Genomic DNA, 16771 nt, shown 5'->3' with positions numbered 1-16771 from the left:
CAACACATGTTTTGACTTGATTAGTACATGTCTATGAGGGACTTGTTCACATTATGCAGACTAGCCTGACAAGCAGGAATGCTCATTCTACATGAGCTCAACCCTGCAATCGCGAATGCTCCGGACAACCGAAGAAGAGGCTGCGGGTATGTGTCTACCGCATTGCCCCTCCGGGATTCGGTCTTGCAGAACCGAAAAAAACTGATACATTATGCTTCCGTTGAAACGACACCTGCCGGAGATTTCTTCGCCGCCGGTGCGAAGCTGCTCTCATCCATATCATTAGGAGCCGGCAGCCCCCGCGTTACCGGGTCGAAGATCCAGTACAGCCCGACAAGCAGCACGACCAGACCGGAGCCGGCAATGATGGAGGAGCTGGCCAGAATTATGCCTAAGCTTCCGCCGATCAGGCTGCCGAGCGGCATCGCAATCCCGCTTAATCCGTTGGCAGCGGCAAACACCGTACCCATATTTTTCTCAGGGATCGACTTCTGGATGACCGTATTGATGATGACGTTCGTAATACCGCCAGGAAACCAGGCCAGGCCGTAGATCAGGACCACCATCCAAGTCCAAGGCGTGAGTACGCTCAGGCACCACAGGGCTCCCGACACGCAGAATGCCATCGCATAAATCATTCCGAGGCGGTATTTCTCCAGCTTCAAATACGGGGCGGCCAGCGCGCCCAGCAGGCTGCCGCATGCTTGCGCCATAAGCAGAATGCCGTAGACGCCGGGGCCGCCGAGATTGTCGGCAAAGGCCGGCATGACCGTAAAGGTTGCGCCTCCGACAGCGTTGATCGCAATGACGCCGAACAGAATCCGCGCCAGCGGTGTGCCTATGAAAAATCGCATTCCTGCTTTCATATCCTCAATGTACAGATGGAAGGAGCCTTTCCTTTTGGCTGCCGATGTACCGTCCGTAGGAACCATTTTACTCGAACTCGATTCTACGTTGTTAGACGAAGTCGAACTTGATGCCTTGATGCGAAGCTGGGCAAACAGAATCGCCCCGATGAAAAAACCGACCGAATTCCACACGTACAGCGATACGGCACCTAGCAGAATGATGAGCCCTCCCGAAACCGCGTTGCACGCAACGTCAATGCCTTGGTAAGCCAGAGTAAACAATGAATTGCCCTGCGTTAGCTGCTTCTTGTCAATGATTCTTGGCAGCGCCGACATTTGAGCCGGATACACCCACATATTGAGCGTCGACATGATCGGCGTAATGGTCAGTACCAGCCCCACCGTCAGAAAATCGAAATAATAGGCAGCAGGCACGATGAGCAGCAATCCGGCCTGGATGAGCTGCGTATATACCAGAATTCCGCGCAGTGGAAAGCGGTCGATGAGCGGTCCGGAGAAAATCTGGATGACGCGGGGCAGAATGGACAGAAACCCGGCCAGACCCGTGTAGAGCGTCGAGCCTCCCAAATCATAAACGAGCCACATGGCGGCAACAGCGTATAAGCTGTCGCCGATATTCGTCAAGATGCGGCCGATAAAGAGGAGCAGGAAGTTGCGGTTCTTAAAAATTTCCATCGTTTAACACTCCATTTCAGTTCGTTTTTTGGAGGAGGCTCGGAAGCAAGCTCCTTATTTCTTAGACGCCTCTTCGGTAGAGACTAAATTGACGCCGATCGCATACTCTTTGGAATCGTCTTTGGCGGCGATGGTTTTCTTGACCCATTTTTCTAGCAGCGATCTAAAATCCTTCGCCAGCTCTTCCCGCTCCTCTTCCGTCAGCTGCAGCCGCAGCTGGATCTTCGTGCTGGAAACCGCATTGTAATCATCGGCCAGCGCAGGATCCAGCGATTGCGGGCCTGTCGTGTTAAACCATTTGGCCTTGGATTTGTAGTATTTCTCCACAATCCCCCCCACCGTACGGGTCTCTACCAGATCGATCAGGCCTCCATCATACAGCTTTTGGATATGGTAGTGGATGCTTCCGGGAGATTCCCCCAGCTCATCGGCTACTTGCTTGGCGGTTTTCGGCGTATCGGTCAAGCTCCCGATGATCTTGACTCGCTGTGAGCTCCCGAGCAGCTTCGCCTGTTCCACCGTAATGTCGAACATGCCCTGTTGATTTTGATTCGAATCCATATGAATCACTCCGTTCCAATAATTATTATTCATTCTAACTACATAATTTGATCTGATTTAATCGTTTGTTCTAATGTTTCTATTCATTCTAATTTTTTAGATCGTCCTGGATCAATAATAAACCACCTATTACCAATTGTAAATAGGCGGTTTAAAATTTTTCTGGATTACTTTTTTACAAACTCTTTTTATAAAAGCTTGACCATATGACGGTAAACATGTCCGTTAATCATGATTTCTTTATCCGTGGCGTAGCCCCGTCTTTCATAGAGAGCATAGGCCCGTTCATTCCCTTGTACGACGGCGAGCGCAATTTTACGATATTGCAGCTCCTTTGCCCGCTCCTCCATATAGCTGATTAGTGCAGAACCTATGCCTTGCCCGCCGAATGCCGGGGATACGGACAATGTATCGATATAATACTCGTCGATATCGGCTTCCTTATCCAACGTCAATGTATCGTCATGCTTGAGACGGCGCAAACGCTCGATGATCGGGCGGTCCAGTTCCGGCGCTTGGTCCCCTCCGTAGGCGACGATAATACCGGCTGCGGTGCCTTCGATCTCTTTGACGGCTGCCTGCTTATAGCTAAGCCTGCCTTCATGCTCCCGGAAAAACTGCTCCAGAACACGAACAGCCCCTTCCTCGCTTTCTTCCCCCGTCAGCTGGTGCGCAATGTCGTGCAGGGCGTCATAAAGCAATCTTGAAGCAGCTGCTGCATCCTCCGGTCTTGCCGATCTAATCGTCATGATGTTATAACCTCCGATTTTGTTCCAAAAATTCTAAGTCTCCCAACCTTCTACCTCATAATACAGCTCCTGATCGGAAGACGCCACAAACGACCGCCGCGTGATTCCCGAATCCGGCTTCAGCCGCTCATGTCGGCCGAACCCATGTGATACCTTGAACGTAAAAGTAAGACCGTGAGGGATCATCGCGCTCCCCTTGTAGAGCCCGTCTCCAGCCGGCTTGACCTCAATCCCCGCATACAGCGAAGGATATGGCGGCGTTGATGCCGGGACCTTTACCGTGACCGTTACGTTAACCCGTTCCGGCAAAGCGTCGACAATGGTGATTTCCTTGTCCGCCGTGCAGCCTCCATATTGGACGATCACCCTAGTCGTTCCGGGCGATTTGGCGATCAGCGTACCGTCAGGCTTGACTTCAAGCAGCTGCGGGTCAAGAACCGTATATGTCGCTCGCATGGCGCTCTGCATGAAACCGCTCGTATACGTCACCACCGGATTGATCCGCTTGTCGGGCCCCTTCACCCCCACGATCTCGTCCCCGCAAATCTGGAGAGCTTCAGCCTCCCCGATTCGTCCGAAAAAGTACAGCAGCGGGGCGTGGGCTCTAGCCGCCCAATCACTCTGGCTGTGACCAGCACCAGGATGCAGGTACAGCATAAGGTCTTCTCCGGGCACGAACCCGTCGGCGACCAGCCGTTCGGCTTCTTCTCGGGCGTACTTCTCCATGAACGTCCCTTCGGCTCCGCCCATATCCAGCCACACCCGAAGCTTCGGGTGCGTGCCGTATCTGTGGTAGAACGGAATTTCGCGAAGCTCGCCCTCTTCATCGAAATCGGCCTTTACGAAGTAAGGCGACATCACCGCAATCTGGCCGAACACATCCGGACGCCTAAAGCCGATATTGTACGTGACGATTCCGCCTGCGGAGGAGCCCATCATCGCCGTATGCCCGGGACCGGTCAACGTTCTGAAGGACCGGTTGATGTACGGCATCACTTCATCAATGACAAACGCCTCATACCGATCGCCATCAAAAGGCGGTTTGAATGCAAGGTGCATGTTTGGATGCTCGTGAAAATACTCGTTCAGCCTCTGATCCGGCACGGTCGCGATGCCAACGATCAAGATCCCGTCCATCCGTCCTTCGGCGACAAGCCGGTCTGCGGTAACATGCATGTCCCAGGATTCCCCCGACGCATCCGCGGAGAAGACGTGCTGTCCGTCATGCATATAGAGTACGGCGTAACGACGCTCCGTATTCTCGTGATAGTCGGGTGGAAGATAGACGAACAAGCTGCGGGTGTTGCCCAGGATTTCGGATGCAAAATGCGGAATTTCCACCAGTCTTTCATCATGCCGGGATTTCGAATGTACCATATGTAACCCTCCCACTTTATTCTTTGGGAGCAAGGGTGAAGCTTTGACGCGCGATTTCGGATCCTTGATGCCGGCTTCCTCCCCGCCCCTGACCCAACAAAAAAAGGCACAACCCGATGAACAGGTTGTACCTTGTTAGGTAAGCATTGCCTTACTCGTATTATAAAAGGAATTTCAGCTGCTTACAAGATCAGGAACCGCCCTCCGGCGGCTCTTTCGGAACATATTTAAAAATATCTCCGTCAACAAAGGCATCAATCAGCCGCTCCAGCCACCGGTAATACGCCACGGCTTCGCGCATCTTGGTCCGATCGGCCTCAAGCACGGCTACCATGACCGGATCATCCTCATATTCTTTAAGAAGCTTCTCGGTTTCTTGCAGCGCCTTGCGAAGGACGAGGATGTTGCTCTCCACCGACTTCCTCCACTTAATGTCGAAAAAGTCCACGAAGGTCTGGTACCAATCATACTCCACTTCATACAGGTCTTTGCGGGAGCCCTTCTCCCACACTTTGTTTACCATCTTATGATCGAGCAAGGTTCGCACCCCGGTGCTCATGCTGGTCTTGCTCATCTTCATTTCCTGTCCCATCTCATCCAGGTTCATCGGTTTATCGGCAAAATACAACAGGCCATACAAATGACCTGTCGAGAGCGGAATGCCGTACAAGTCCATATTTCGTCCAATATTTTCAATGACACGCTTACGAATCTTTTGCACAGCAGCCTGCCGTTCCTCATCCAACTGGTACAAGCTCATGCTTGCAGCCTCCTCTTTCTGTAACCATCCAAGAAGTCATGCCATACAACAAAACTGATTGGACTCGAGTTGTAGTGTGAACGATCTGGAGCGAATCTAAACAAGCCCAATCCACACACATTCTCTCGTCTATTGTAGGGAAAGCTATTTTAAAAGTAAAGAACAGCGATGACTAAGCATATGGGAGCATCCGAAAGGATTCGGGAGGATAACTTTGTACAGTTTTTACTGTACGTACTTTACGTACGGATATAACGTTTGATACTTTACGTAGCCATTGTTACAATGATGAACATGGGTTTACGAGACGGCAGTGACGGACCGGGTTAGCACTGAGGTTAGCTCGGACGCGTCTCTACACATTAAAAGGAGGAGTCACTCTTGGCTATTCTGCAAGTGAAGAACGTCAGCAAGCTGTTCGGCCCGGGTGCCGAGCAAGGGCTTCAGCTGCTGGAGCAAGGCTGGTCCAAAGCGCGAATCGCAAAAGAGAAAAATATAACGGTTGGCGTTAACCGTGTCAGCTTTGATATTCAGGAAGGCGAAATCTTCGTCATCATGGGGCTGTCCGGCAGCGGTAAGTCTACATTAGTCCGTTTGCTAAATCGGTTGATTGAACCGACTTCAGGAGAAATTCTGATCCATGGCAAGGATTTGAGAAAAATGAATAAGGAACAGCTGCGCGAGGTACGCCGCAAAACGATCAGCATGGTATTCCAAAAGTTCGCATTGTTCCCGCACCGTACCGTGCTCGACAATGTCGAATACGGCCTGGAAATTCAGAAGGTCAATAAATCCAAGCGGCGCGATGCCGCCATGAAGGCGCTCGAGCTTGTAGGGCTCAAGGGCTGGGAGGACAAAATGCCGGATGAACTCAGCGGCGGCATGCAGCAGCGTGTCGGGCTGGCCCGGGCGCTTGCCAACGATCCCGAAATTCTGCTCATGGACGAAGCGTTCAGCGCGCTCGATCCGCTGATCCGTCGGGATATGCAGGATGAGCTCATCGAGCTTCAGGACAAAATGAAAAAAACCATCGTGTTCATTACCCACGACCTGGATGAGGCGCTCCGGATCGGAGACCGCATCGCCCTGATGAAGGACGGCGCCGTCGTGCAGATCGGTACGCCTGAGGAAATACTGACACAGCCGGCCAACGATTACGTTGAGCGGTTCGTGGAGGACGTCGATCTGTCGAAGGTACTGACGGCGTCACACGTTATGCGCCGGCCCGAAGCGATTACGATGGACCGCGGTCCGCGTGTTGCGCTGGAGCTGATGCGCGAACGGGGAATATCCAACCTGTTCGTGATAGACCGCGCCAAGAAGCTGCTCGGAGTCATCACCGCCGAGGATGCTTCCGATGCGATGAAGAATCATCGCAAGCTTGAGGATATTTTGATTACGGACGGTCCTAGAGTCGGTCCGGACACTTTGCTCAACGAGCTGTTCGAAATTACGAGCATGTCCAAAGTACCGCTTGCCGTTGTCGACGACAATGGCCGCCTGATGGGCGTTATCGTCCGCGGGGCCGTGCTCGGCGCGTTGGCCGGGGAAACCAAGAATGAGGGGGTGACGCAAGATGCCTAAGATTCCTCTCGCAAGCTGGATCGATTCCTTGGTGGATTGGATGGGAGAAACGTTCTCGGGCTTTTTCAATGCCATCTCCTTTGTTATTGAAGGAATTGTCGAGTTTTTTACAGATGTATTTATGCTGCCCCATCCGTACCTGTTCATCGTCATATTGGCTGTCCTTGCGTATTTGCTTGGTCGCTTGCCGCTGACGTTTTTTACGGTCATCGGTTTTCTCATCATCGAAAATCTCGGGTATTGGCCGCAAACGATGAGCACGCTAAGCCTGGTCATTACGGCAGGGTTGATCTCGATCGTGCTCGGAGTGCCGCTCGGCATCTGGGCAGCCTACAGCAAGACCGCTTCCAGAATCATCATTCCGATCCTGGACTTTATGCAGACTATGCCCGCTTTCGTCTATCTGCTGCCTGCGGTTACGTTCTTTAGCCTCGGGGTCGTTCCGGGCGTGATCGCTTCCGTGATCTTTGCGATTCCGCCGACGATCCGCCTGACGCGGCTGGGCATTATGCAGGTATCCGGCGAGCTGACCGAAGCCGCCGATGCATTCGGCTCGACTTCCGGACAGAAGCTGTTCAAGGTACAGCTGCCACTGGCTATGCCGACCTTGATGGCCGGGATTAACCAAACGATCATGCTGTGCTTGTCGATGGTTGTTATCGCTTCGATGATCGGTGCCCAGGGTATCGGTGCCGAGGTCTACCGTGCAGTAACCCAGCTGCAGATCGGTAAAGGGTTTGAGGCGGGTCTGGCTGTCGTCATCCTGGCGATTGTCCTGGACCGCTTTACTCAAAATATATTTAAAACGAAAAAGAGGGGTGCTTAACTTGAAGAACAAGAAATGGTGGTTGATGCTTAGCTTGGCGGCTGTCCTCCTTCTGTCCGCATGCGGACAAGGCGGGAACGGCGGCACGAACGGAGCCCAGGGCGGCGAAGGCGCAAACGGCGGAGCCGCCGGCTCGATCGGCGAACAGGTAAACCATGAAATCATCGGTATTGATCCAGGCGCTGGTATTATGAAAGCCACAGCTGCCGCGATCGAGGAATATGGCTTGACGGATTGGAAGCTGATCGAAGGCTCCGGTGCAGCGATGACAGCTACGCTCGATAAGGCGATCAAGAAAAAGGAGCCGATCATCATTACCGGCTGGACGCCGCACTGGATGTTCTCCAAGTATGATCTGAAGTATCTGGAGGATCCGAAGAAGGTTTATGGCGAAGCCGAAGAAATTCACACGGTCGTCCGTAAAGGCCTGAAAGAGGATCAGCCGGAGGCTTATCAGTTCTTGAGCAACTTCAAATGGACCTCGGACGATATGGGTCAAATCATGACCGCCATCCAGGAAGGGCAGAATCCTGAAGCTGCTGCCAAGGAATGGATGGAAGCGAACAGCGAGAAAGTGAACGAATGGACGCAAGGCGTTCAGCCCGTTGACGGCAAAAGCTTCAAATTCAGCTATGTTGCTTGGGATTCCGAAATCGCCAGCACCAACCTGCTGAAGGTCATTATGGAAGAGAAGCTTGGCTTTAAGGTCGAGGCGCTTCAGGTCGAAGCCGGCCCAATGTGGACCGGGGTCGCTAACGGCGACGTCGACGCTACGGTTGCTGCATGGCTCCCGCTGACGCATGCCGACTACTGGGATAAGTTCAAGGATCAGGTCGAAGACCTTGGCGCTAACATGGAAGGCGTTAAAACCGGTCTCGTCGTTCCTTCATATGTCGACGTGAACTCGATTGAAGATTTGAAGAAGTAAATATTGAGCCTTAGATGAAAGCCACCCGCAAAGGGTGGCTTTTTGGGCTATAGTGGGGATGTATAGTCCGGGGGCACGTCCGTTTTGGGGACTTGTTGGCTCGACAATCTACCCCCAGCCACGTGCTACCCAAGTAAACCAATCCACTCCCTTCCGTACAACGCAAACGAGCCGCGCTCTAATGTGAGCGCGGCTCGCTTTTTTACATGGATAGCAGCTATTCCTTGATGGTTACCGTAACCGGGGAGTACTCGGCTATGACGGTTTGGCCATGGACCGACACGCTGCCCTGCGGTGTCAGATCCTTCTCCGTCATGATGCCAAGGGCAATCGTGAACTTGTTGAATTTGATTGGGATGTTGTTCTCCCGACGGACTTCCTGTCCGTTCACGTAGAATACTGCCTCGTCCTCGCTGCGGTTATAGGTGATTTTGTACGTGTTGAATTCCTGCGGTTTGAAGTGCGTGTCTTCCTCTTTAAAAATGCAGAAAAAGCGGGTTTTATCCGATTCCGGCACCTGCACGCCAGGGAAAGGCAGCACCGCATACACGCTGGCATACTTATCGTTCGAAGCGAAGAAGTCGAGGGCGGCTCCGGTGGAGAAATCCAGCAGATTCAAAGATACATAGCCGTCGTACAAATCGCCGGGAACGGTGCCTTGCGTACGGGCACGGATCTGGAGCTCGAAGGTCACTTCGCCCGATTCCGGCACCTCAACCTCTTCCACGGAATAATACATATGCTTGGCATTGTCGAGAATCTGAATCTGATCGTTCTGACGGCTCAGCGGCGCGCGCACATACAGGATGCCATTGCGTACGATAACGACGGCGTTGGGCTCCCGGTATTCCCAGAACGAACCGTCCGGCAGCGGAAAGCCGCCGATCTTCCACACCTTGCCCTCGGACAGGATGGTATGAAAATCACCAAAAACGCGTTGTTGTTCCATTCTCAAGTCTCCTTCTTTCTCACAAAAATAGGTGTTTAGAATGCCTGGATTATGCCTTGGACAAGCAACGACAGGATCAACACGCCGCCGCAGCGCATCGTTGTCATCGTTGACGCGCCCATCAGCGGCAAGTAAGCTTCGGAACGGTTGCTATCCTTCAGTCTTCCATACACAAGATAGAGCGGAATAACGGTCAGCAGAGCGATAATCGCATAAGGCGGAAGCGCCCCGGCAAGGACGCATGCAACCAAGGACAGACAGGCCAGCAGCAGCAGTGCACGCGAGAACGTCAGTGCCCGCTTCTCCCCCCATACGACCACGAGCGTTCTCTTTCCGGCCTGACGATCCGCCTGCCAATGCAGGAAGTGATGATTGAACAGAATCAAGGTCGTGAGCAGCCCGATCGGCAGCGACAACAGCAGCGCACGAAGATCCATGGTTGAAGTCTGGACATAGAACGCTCCCATTACAGGCAAAATACCGAAGGACAATAGGATCGCAATTTCGCTGTAGCCCTTGCCCCGGTATCCGAACCGAACGGGCGGCGCCACGTAAAAATAAGCGATGAGCCCGCCGAGCGCGCCGAACAGAAGCGCCCACCAGCCGCTGATCAAGCTCAGAATAATCCCGCATAATGCGGCAATTCCGAACAGCGTCCAGGTAACGATCTCGAATTTGCGGATGGACCAGATCCCCTTGGTCAGAAAACCGGAATTCGTGGAGATCGCATCGACGTGCTCCTGGGCCTCCGTATCGGTCCCGTTCTTATAGTCCCACAAATCGTTCACCATATTGGAGAACAAATGGGCAGCCCCGCTTCCGAACAAGGTCAATAAAAAAAGCCCGATATGGAAACGGCTTGTCCATACGTAAGCTCCGAGCGCCCCCAAAGCAACCGGAATGAGCATGACCGGAATGACTTGGATACGGGAAGCTTTTTTGAACTGATTCAGGACATCCACTAGCGTAGGCTCCTTTCTTTCTTAAATACAGAATAGAACGCCTGCAAAACGCTTGCAGACGTTAATGAATGTTGTGAAACAAAGAACTTGCTCCACTAAGGATATCACAATTGTCGAACTTTGTAATCTATCTGTAAGAACTTGGCTTACAGTCCCTATACCGACGAGCGTTCAATCAATTCGAATGGCAGCTCCTTTCGCACCGGGTCTTTCCGCTCCCCTTGAATATGGGCATACACGATTTTGAAAGCCTCGGCACCCATATCGAGCAATCGGTTGTCGATCGTCGTGAGCCCCAGCATTTTGCCGATGGGTTGATTGTCGAATCCAATGACCGCAAGCTCCCGCGGGATGGATAAACCCCGCTTCTCCGCTTCGTAGATCAAGCCGGCCGCCACATGGTCCCCCGTCACGAGCAGGGCGCTTGGCCGCTCTTCCATTTCCGTTAGCCGGTCCATAATGGCCGCGCCATCCTCAAGATCAATGCAGCCATCCAGTATCCATTCCTCACGGGAAGGCTCTCCGATTTCTTCCAGCACCTCTTCATAGGCTGCTTTACGGGCTCTCGTGCTCGGGCTGTCCAGCCTCCCTACCGTAAACCCGATTCGGCGGTGGCCCCGGTCAATCAGATAATGCATAGCACGCCGGAAAGCCTCCGCATGATTAATATATATAGAAGAAAATAATCGTTCACCGGCATCCAGACAGCACACAATCGGGCCATATGGACAGTAGGCTTCGATCTGCTCCGGGGTAACGGCGGACGATAGAATAATGATTCCGTCAATTTCCCGGTTTCGCAGCATCTCCAGCACTTCCACTTCTTTATCCTGCGCATAACCCGTCTGACAAAGAATAAGCCGGTAGCTTGCCGCCAGCGCTTCTTGTCCGGCCCCCTCCATCAGCAAGGAGAAGTACGCATGATTAATGAACGGCAGCATGATGGCGATATTCATCGTTCTGCCCGTAATGAGGTGAACAGCGTTCATATTGCGCGCATACTTCAGCTGCTTCATCGTCGCCAGGACCCGCGCACGCTTTTCCTCGCTGACATAGGGATGATTATTGAGCACCCGGGATACCGTGGATACCGACACGCCCGCAAGCTTCGCGATTTCTTTGATATTGGCCATGCTCTTGCCCTCCTCGATTCTAGCCTGCCGTCTATCTATTCTCGATACTATCATGATCCGGCAGTTGATTCAAAAGAAGGCTGGATATCGCCAAAAGAGGTCAACCAGAACGTTCTGGCTGACCTAATTATGCGAAGCGGAAGGATTCGACCACGAAATATGCGGGGATCACCGAATGTAAAAGTCCATGCCTGTAGATTTCGTTGATGATTGCCCAGGCATTTATGCAGCCTTATGTGAGAGCAGCTGTATTCGGCTGACCATGGATCGCGCGGTGTAATGATGGCCGCTGCACCATGATCAGCGTCGACTACAAGCGATAAGTCCAGTCCCCTAATGGTTTACTTACGCTAACTGGCGTTTAAATGCTTTAATAGCGAAAAAGTAAGCGATGACCATGATCCCCACGCACCAGGCAAGCGCGATCCAGATATCGTTGCCGACGGATCCTTCATACAGGAGGGCGCGAATCGCATTCACGATGGAGGTTACGGGCTGGTTCTCAGCGAAAGCACGGACAACTTTAGGCATGGTTTCGGTAGGGACAAAGGCCGAACTGATAAACGGCAAGAAGATTAGCGGGTACGAGAAGGCCGTCGCCCCTTCCATAGTCTTTGCTGTCAAGCCGGGAATGACCGCCAGCCACGTCAGCGCCAGCGTAAACAATCCGAGTATCCCGGCTACCGCGAGCCAATCCAGGATATGAGCGCTAGAACGGAAGCCCATCAGAAGCGCGACGAGGAAAACCACCACCACCGTAAGCGCATTGGAAACAAGCGACGTCAACACATGCGCCCATAATACCGACGAGCGCTTGATCGGCATGGTTATGAAACGCGCCATCAGCCCGCTCTTTACATCCCCAAACAGCCGGAAGGCTGTATAAGAGACGCCGGACGCGATCGCCATCAGCAGAATTCCCGGCAATAAATAATTAACGTAGTTGGCCGTGCCTGTCTCGATCGCGCCGCCAAATACGTAGACAAACAACAGCATCATCATAATCGGCGTAATCGCCACCGTAATAATCGTATCGGGGCTGCGCATGATATTGCGCATTAATCGTCCCAGTAATGCTCCTGTTCTGCTTTTCATTTACATCTCCTCCTTTTTGCCGATGATCGCCAGGAAAATTTCCTCCAAGGTCGGCTGCTTCTCAATGTACTCCACTTTCGCTGGCGGGAACATCTCTTTGAGTTCGGCAAGGGTGCCGGACTTGATGATTTTTCCGCCATGCAGGATGGCGATACGGTCCGCCAGTTGTTCCGCTTCCTCCAGATACTGGGTCGTCAGCAAGATGGTCGTGCCGCTGCCAGCAAGCTCCTTGACGGTATTCCAAACCTCAATCCGTGCCTCAGGGTCAAGTCCTGTGGTCGGTTCGTCGAGGAAAATGACGGCTGGACTCCCGATTAAGCTCATGGCGATGTCAAGCCGGCGCTTCATCCCGCCGGAATACTGGTCCGCCCGGCGGCCTGCGGCTTCGGTCAGGCTGAATTTGGCAAGCAGATGGTCGGCTACCTGCGCGGGATTGGAAACGCCCCTCAGCTTGGCGATCATGATGAGGTTTTCCCTTCCTGTATGCATGCCGTCCAAAGCCGCAAACTGTCCTGTCAGGCTGATGCTCTGGCGAACCTGATCCGGTTGTCGCTGGACGTCAGAGCCGCAAATACGCGCTTCGCCGCCATCGGGCTTCATCAGCGTCGAGAGGATGTTGACCGTCGTCGTTTTGCCCGCTCCATTGGAGCCCAGCAGCGCGAAAATTTCGCCACGCCGCACCTCGAAATCCACACCTTTTAAGACCTCCTTGCCTTTAAAGGATTTCTTCAACCCTTTTACAGAAATCGCTGCATTTGTCATCATGTTTTCCTCCTTATATAAATTCGCAGCATGGCCGCCTCAAAGAACCGGAATTACGGTCGATGCGCCTTGCTGTGGGAAATCGCCTGCACCCTCTATTCAGTAAGACTGATAATCTGTATTACTTACTAGTAAGCCAAAAATATAACTGAATAGCGAAGGCGCCCATTCACCTTGTAATTAGCTAATCAGTCGGTAATTCATTAGGATTTTACTTTTTTCCCAAACGCTGCATGATGCTCTGATTCATATCTTCCCGATACTTGGCGACATAGGTTTTAGCATTTGTGACCAGCTCATCAGCAAAGGAAGCCACGTCGTCACCCGTGATGTCCAGCACATGCCTGCCTTCTGCCGCACCGGCTTCGAACAAGTCGATCAATTCATACTGCATTTGCAGCATATCCATCCCATTGCCTGATGCGAAATTCCACATGTAGCTTTGAATTTTCTTAAACACAAACTGATAGTCCTCGGGCAGGGCTTCAACCCGTGCCATCATCATCTTGTACTCCTTTTTATCGCCAATCATTTTTTTGAACATTTCCATCAAGATCTATCTCCTCCTTTTTAATAAAGCTCAGTATTTCGCTCCAAAATATCAGACAGAATATCTTATGACGCTAGGTTGACTTCAAGACGTTGATTTTGGATGATACGAACCCCCATTTTTGCCAAAACAATGCAAGCTCCTGGCGCCCGGCCTCATTAAGGGAGTAGAATTTGCGGGGCGGCCCCATATCTGACGGCTTCTTTTCGATGTTCACCAGTTGTTTCTTCTCCAATCGCACGAGGATGGTATAGACCGTCCCCTCAACAACCTCAGTAAACCCAAGCTCGTTCAGTCGTCGGGTGATCTCGTAGCCATAGGTTTCATGGCGGCTGATGATTTCAAGCACGCAGCCTTCAAGCACACCCTTCAGCATTTCGGTTAAATTCTCCATGTTCAATAAGCCTCCTCTGTGTCGTCCCTCCTCTTTTTGGCCTGATCCTATTCAGTACAGCACAGCACCAAGGGAAATTTTCATTTATCGATTTACGGGAAGGTAAGCTATTCAGTATTACTTATTACATGTACATTGTATTACTGAGTAGCAGATGTGTCAACTACCTTTTCGAAAAAAATTCTTTCATCCTCACGTTTTCAGTATCGTTCAAACAACAATCAACGCCTGCTTGCGGACTCAGGAAGTCCGCAAGCAGGCGCCATCAGATCAATGCCAGTAATGCGCAAAGCGCAAACGAATGCGGCATTCCTGTCTATATGCTGTTCGGCGAGGTTTCCCGTGAAGGAGCAGGCTTATTGTCAGGATTTCACTCCAAGCCTGCTTGCAAGACGTGCGGCGGTATCCTCGGCCTGCTCCATATTCGCCCAAAACAGCTTCAGCTCCTGCCGCAGCCGATGCAGCTCCTCCATCGTGATGCCCAAGTCCGCATAGCTGCTGTAGGTCGGGACGATCTCGCGGTACAGGTTAAAGCGCGACGGTCGATACATCGTTTCCGGGCCTTCCCATTCGGCCGACGATTTCCGGGCCGGAATGCTCAGCGTCTGCTTGCGGATATGCAGCTGGGCCGCGGCCGAGCTTAGAAAATCAACCAACAGGCCCGCCGCTTCCTTCTGCTTCGATTGCCGATTGACAGCCAGACCCGTCACAAGCAGCAGCGTTTTCGCGCTATGCTCATAAGGCAGCGGAGCAAGATCATATTCGAAATCGGCTTGCTTCAGCATTTTTAAGCCATAGTACGTCGTCATCACCATAGCAGTCTTCTGCTGCAAAAACAGCTTCTCGGCATCCCCGTCGGATTCGGACAGGAACGAAGCCGACAAGCCTTGTCCGTAGATGATATCCCGGAACATGCCGAGGCTCTGCCACAGCTGCGGATCATCATAGCGATATCCGCCTTGCTCTTGCGCGAACCGAAAGTGCTTCTGCAGCAATAGAATCGGGAAACGGTTCGTGGAGGCGATATGCGCGTAGAAGCCGAACAACCGATGCTCTCTCCGGATGTGACTCGCCGTCTCCGCCAGCTGCTTCCATGACCAGCTGCTATCCGGCTCCGGCATGCCCCATTTCCGGAACAGGGTTTTGTTATAGCACAGCACTACCGGCGAAAACGTGATCGGCCGGGCGTACAGCCGCCCGTCTTGCCCCAGATAATCCTCCAGAAACGAATACGCCTCCGGGTCCGGGTCCTGCGGAAGAAACCGATCCAGTTCGCCGTGCTCCAGCATTTCACGGAAATTCCACGTATTTAGCGAAAGCACATCCACCCATCCGTTTTCCAAATACCCCTGAATCGCTTCAGGATAGTTCGTGTAGGGCAGCGTAACGGTATCCACCGAGATGTGGGGATACGACGCGTGGAACTGCTCAAGCAATCCTTTCAGGTCGATCTCATCCTCCAGGGAAGGATAGCAGCCGAGCTTTAACGACACCCTCGGCACAGGGGCAGGGGCGTTGATCCGGTTGCCCACGCGCGGCTCTTTCGTTATCAATCCTTCCTCCACAAGCAGCTCGAGTCCCTTGCGGACGGATTTTTTGCTAAGCATATATTGCTCTGCCAACGCCAGCTCGGAAGGCAGATAGTCCCCAGGCGGGCGGACCGAGGTAAGAATGTCGCGCCGAAGCGTGGTTACCATCTCATCCAACCGCTTCTGAAACGTGACACGATCAGGTTTGTTGCTCATCGTCAAGACTCCCCATTCACCAACAAGGCAATGTTCATGTAGGGATAGTATACCATATCCAGCATTTTCTACACAGATCATGCACCACATTTACACCAATTTATTCCCTATTTAAGGACATTGACAGTAATTTTGAATGATATTATCATTTTTGTATACCTCATGGATACCAGAGTAAATAAAGTGATTTCTAAAAAATGAATGCGAAGGGAAGGAGGTCGTGCCCGGTCAGCAAGCATGCTTTGATTCAACAAAACAACATTCAAAATCACTGGAGGTGTATCATATTGAGAAAGCAATACGGTTTGGCTGTCATGATCGTCCTTCTACTCGTCAGTCTGTTCGCCCCCTACCCTGCATCCGCGGCAGGCGGACAACTGGAGCTGGTGAGAGTGCCTAATGCCCTCAAGCCGGGATCCAAGGTCAAAATTCGCATAAACGCCTCGCAAGTACAGGATTTATATGGATTGCAGTTCAATCTAAAATTCAATTCCAGCCAACTTCGATATGAAGGGATGACGATTTCGAATCAGTATATCAACTACCCATCTAGTTCGCAGACCAAGGAGGGCCAAGTTTCCGCTGCGCTGATCCGCAAGGATAGCAAGGATACGTCCTATAAGAAGAAGCTGCAAGTCGCAGAAGTGACGTTTACTGCTTTAAAGCCGGGGGCAGCCACTCTTCAATTACAAGAGGTGAAAGCGGTTACAACAGAAACCTATATAAATGAACATGGCAGGAACGATCTTCGGACACTGCCCCTTGAGACGATGAAGGAGCTGTCGTTCCAAATCTCTCCCCACCCAGGCAAAAAGTCCAATTCTCCAAGCTAGCCTGTACCGAGTCAGCCTG

General features: G+C 52.2%; 16 protein-coding genes and 1 pseudogene. 4 read left to right on the top strand and 13 right to left on the bottom strand.

The window, feature by feature from the left end; translation table 11 throughout:
- Nucleotides 1–209: 209 nt before the first annotated feature.
- The 5 genes from BBD41_RS19785 to BBD41_RS19765 form a co-directional block, all read right to left on the bottom strand.
- Nucleotides 210–1544, bottom strand: coding sequence for an MFS transporter (locus BBD41_RS19785; RefSeq protein ID WP_099478520.1), 1335 nt, complete (start codon nt 1542–1544; stop codon nt 210–212).
- Nucleotides 1545–1598: 54 nt separating this feature from the next.
- On the bottom strand, nt 1599–2105 hold the full coding sequence (locus BBD41_RS19780) for a winged helix-turn-helix domain-containing protein (protein WP_007132377.1): 507 nt from the start codon (nt 2103–2105) through the stop codon (nt 1599–1601).
- A gap of 188 nt (nt 2106–2293) precedes the next feature.
- The gene (locus BBD41_RS19775) at nt 2294–2854 is read right to left on the bottom strand and encodes a GNAT family N-acetyltransferase (RefSeq protein ID WP_099478519.1); all 561 of its coding nucleotides are present in this window, start codon (nt 2852–2854) and stop codon (nt 2294–2296) included.
- A gap of 33 nt (nt 2855–2887) precedes the next feature.
- A complete protein-coding gene (locus tag BBD41_RS19770; RefSeq protein WP_099478518.1) occupies nt 2888–4231 on the bottom strand; it encodes an alpha/beta hydrolase in 1344 nt (447 codons plus the stop codon).
- 190 nt (nt 4232–4421) lie between these two features.
- Nucleotides 4422–4991, bottom strand: a complete 570-nt coding sequence (locus BBD41_RS19765; RefSeq protein WP_077567974.1) for a GbsR/MarR family transcriptional regulator — start codon at nt 4989–4991, stop codon at nt 4422–4424.
- 381 nt (nt 4992–5372) lie between these two features.
- Between BBD41_RS19765 and BBD41_RS19760 the strand changes: the two genes are divergently transcribed.
- The 3 genes and pseudogenes from BBD41_RS19760 to BBD41_RS19750 all read left to right on the top strand — a co-directional run bounded on the left by BBD41_RS19760 (nt 5373) and on the right by BBD41_RS19750 (nt 8329).
- Nucleotides 5373–6575 carry a quaternary amine ABC transporter ATP-binding protein gene (locus BBD41_RS19760; protein WP_077567975.1) on the top strand — a complete coding sequence of 401 codons (1203 nt, stop codon included), beginning with the start codon at nt 5373–5375 and terminating at the stop codon, nt 6573–6575.
- A pseudogene (locus BBD41_RS19755) lies at nt 6568–7390 on the top strand (ABC transporter permease); the annotation flags it as partial. The gene BBD41_RS19760 and the pseudogene BBD41_RS19755, both read left to right, overlap by 8 nt.
- A gap of 12 nt (nt 7391–7402) precedes the next feature.
- Complete coding sequence (locus BBD41_RS19750; RefSeq protein WP_007132371.1) at nt 7403–8329, top strand: glycine betaine ABC transporter substrate-binding protein; 927 nt, start codon at nt 7403–7405, stop codon at nt 8327–8329.
- Nucleotides 8330–8546: 217 nt separating this feature from the next.
- On the opposite strand, the gene BBD41_RS19745 is transcribed toward BBD41_RS19750, so the two are convergent.
- The 8 genes from BBD41_RS19745 to BBD41_RS19710 all read right to left on the bottom strand — a co-directional run bounded on the left by BBD41_RS19745 (nt 8547) and on the right by BBD41_RS19710 (nt 15919).
- Nucleotides 8547–9278 carry a DUF6081 family protein gene (locus BBD41_RS19745; RefSeq protein WP_099478516.1) on the bottom strand — a complete coding sequence of 244 codons (732 nt, stop codon included), beginning with the start codon at nt 9276–9278 and terminating at the stop codon, nt 8547–8549.
- 35 nt (nt 9279–9313) lie between these two features.
- The gene (locus BBD41_RS19740) at nt 9314–10240 is read right to left on the bottom strand and encodes a prenyltransferase (protein ID WP_099478515.1); all 927 of its coding nucleotides are present in this window, start codon (nt 10238–10240) and stop codon (nt 9314–9316) included.
- A 155-nt stretch (nt 10241–10395) separates the two neighbouring features.
- The gene (locus BBD41_RS19735; protein ID WP_077567980.1) at nt 10396–11373 is read right to left on the bottom strand and encodes a LacI family DNA-binding transcriptional regulator; all 978 of its coding nucleotides are present in this window, start codon (nt 11371–11373) and stop codon (nt 10396–10398) included.
- Nucleotides 11374–11718: 345 nt separating this feature from the next.
- Nucleotides 11719–12468 (bottom strand): ABC transporter permease, encoded by a 750-nt coding sequence (locus BBD41_RS19730; protein ID WP_077567981.1) that lies wholly within the window; start codon nt 12466–12468, stop codon nt 11719–11721.
- Nucleotides 12469–13230: an ABC transporter ATP-binding protein gene (locus BBD41_RS19725; RefSeq protein ID WP_099478514.1), complete on the bottom strand. Its 762-nt coding sequence runs from the start codon at nt 13228–13230 to the stop codon at nt 12469–12471.
- Nucleotides 13231–13441: 211 nt separating this feature from the next.
- Nucleotides 13442–13783: a DUF1048 domain-containing protein gene (locus BBD41_RS19720; protein WP_099478513.1), complete on the bottom strand. Its 342-nt coding sequence runs from the start codon at nt 13781–13783 to the stop codon at nt 13442–13444.
- Nucleotides 13784–13853: 70 nt separating this feature from the next.
- The gene (locus BBD41_RS19715; protein ID WP_077567984.1) at nt 13854–14174 is read right to left on the bottom strand and encodes a PadR family transcriptional regulator; all 321 of its coding nucleotides are present in this window, start codon (nt 14172–14174) and stop codon (nt 13854–13856) included.
- A gap of 362 nt (nt 14175–14536) precedes the next feature.
- Nucleotides 14537–15919 (bottom strand): extracellular solute-binding protein, encoded by a 1383-nt coding sequence (locus tag BBD41_RS19710; protein WP_077567985.1) that lies wholly within the window; start codon nt 15917–15919, stop codon nt 14537–14539.
- A gap of 287 nt (nt 15920–16206) precedes the next feature.
- Between BBD41_RS19710 and BBD41_RS19705 the strand changes: the two genes are divergently transcribed.
- Nucleotides 16207–16752 (top strand): cohesin domain-containing protein, encoded by a 546-nt coding sequence (locus BBD41_RS19705; RefSeq protein ID WP_157929321.1) that lies wholly within the window; start codon nt 16207–16209, stop codon nt 16750–16752.
- The last annotated feature ends 19 nt before the right edge of the window (nt 16753–16771 follow it).

The sequence above is a fragment of the Paenibacillus ihbetae genome, from assembly GCF_002741055.1.
GTDB lineage: Bacteria > Bacillota > Bacilli > Paenibacillales > Paenibacillaceae > Paenibacillus_AQ > Paenibacillus_AQ ihbetae.
This window is presented reverse-complemented; position numbering and strand designations above follow the sequence as displayed.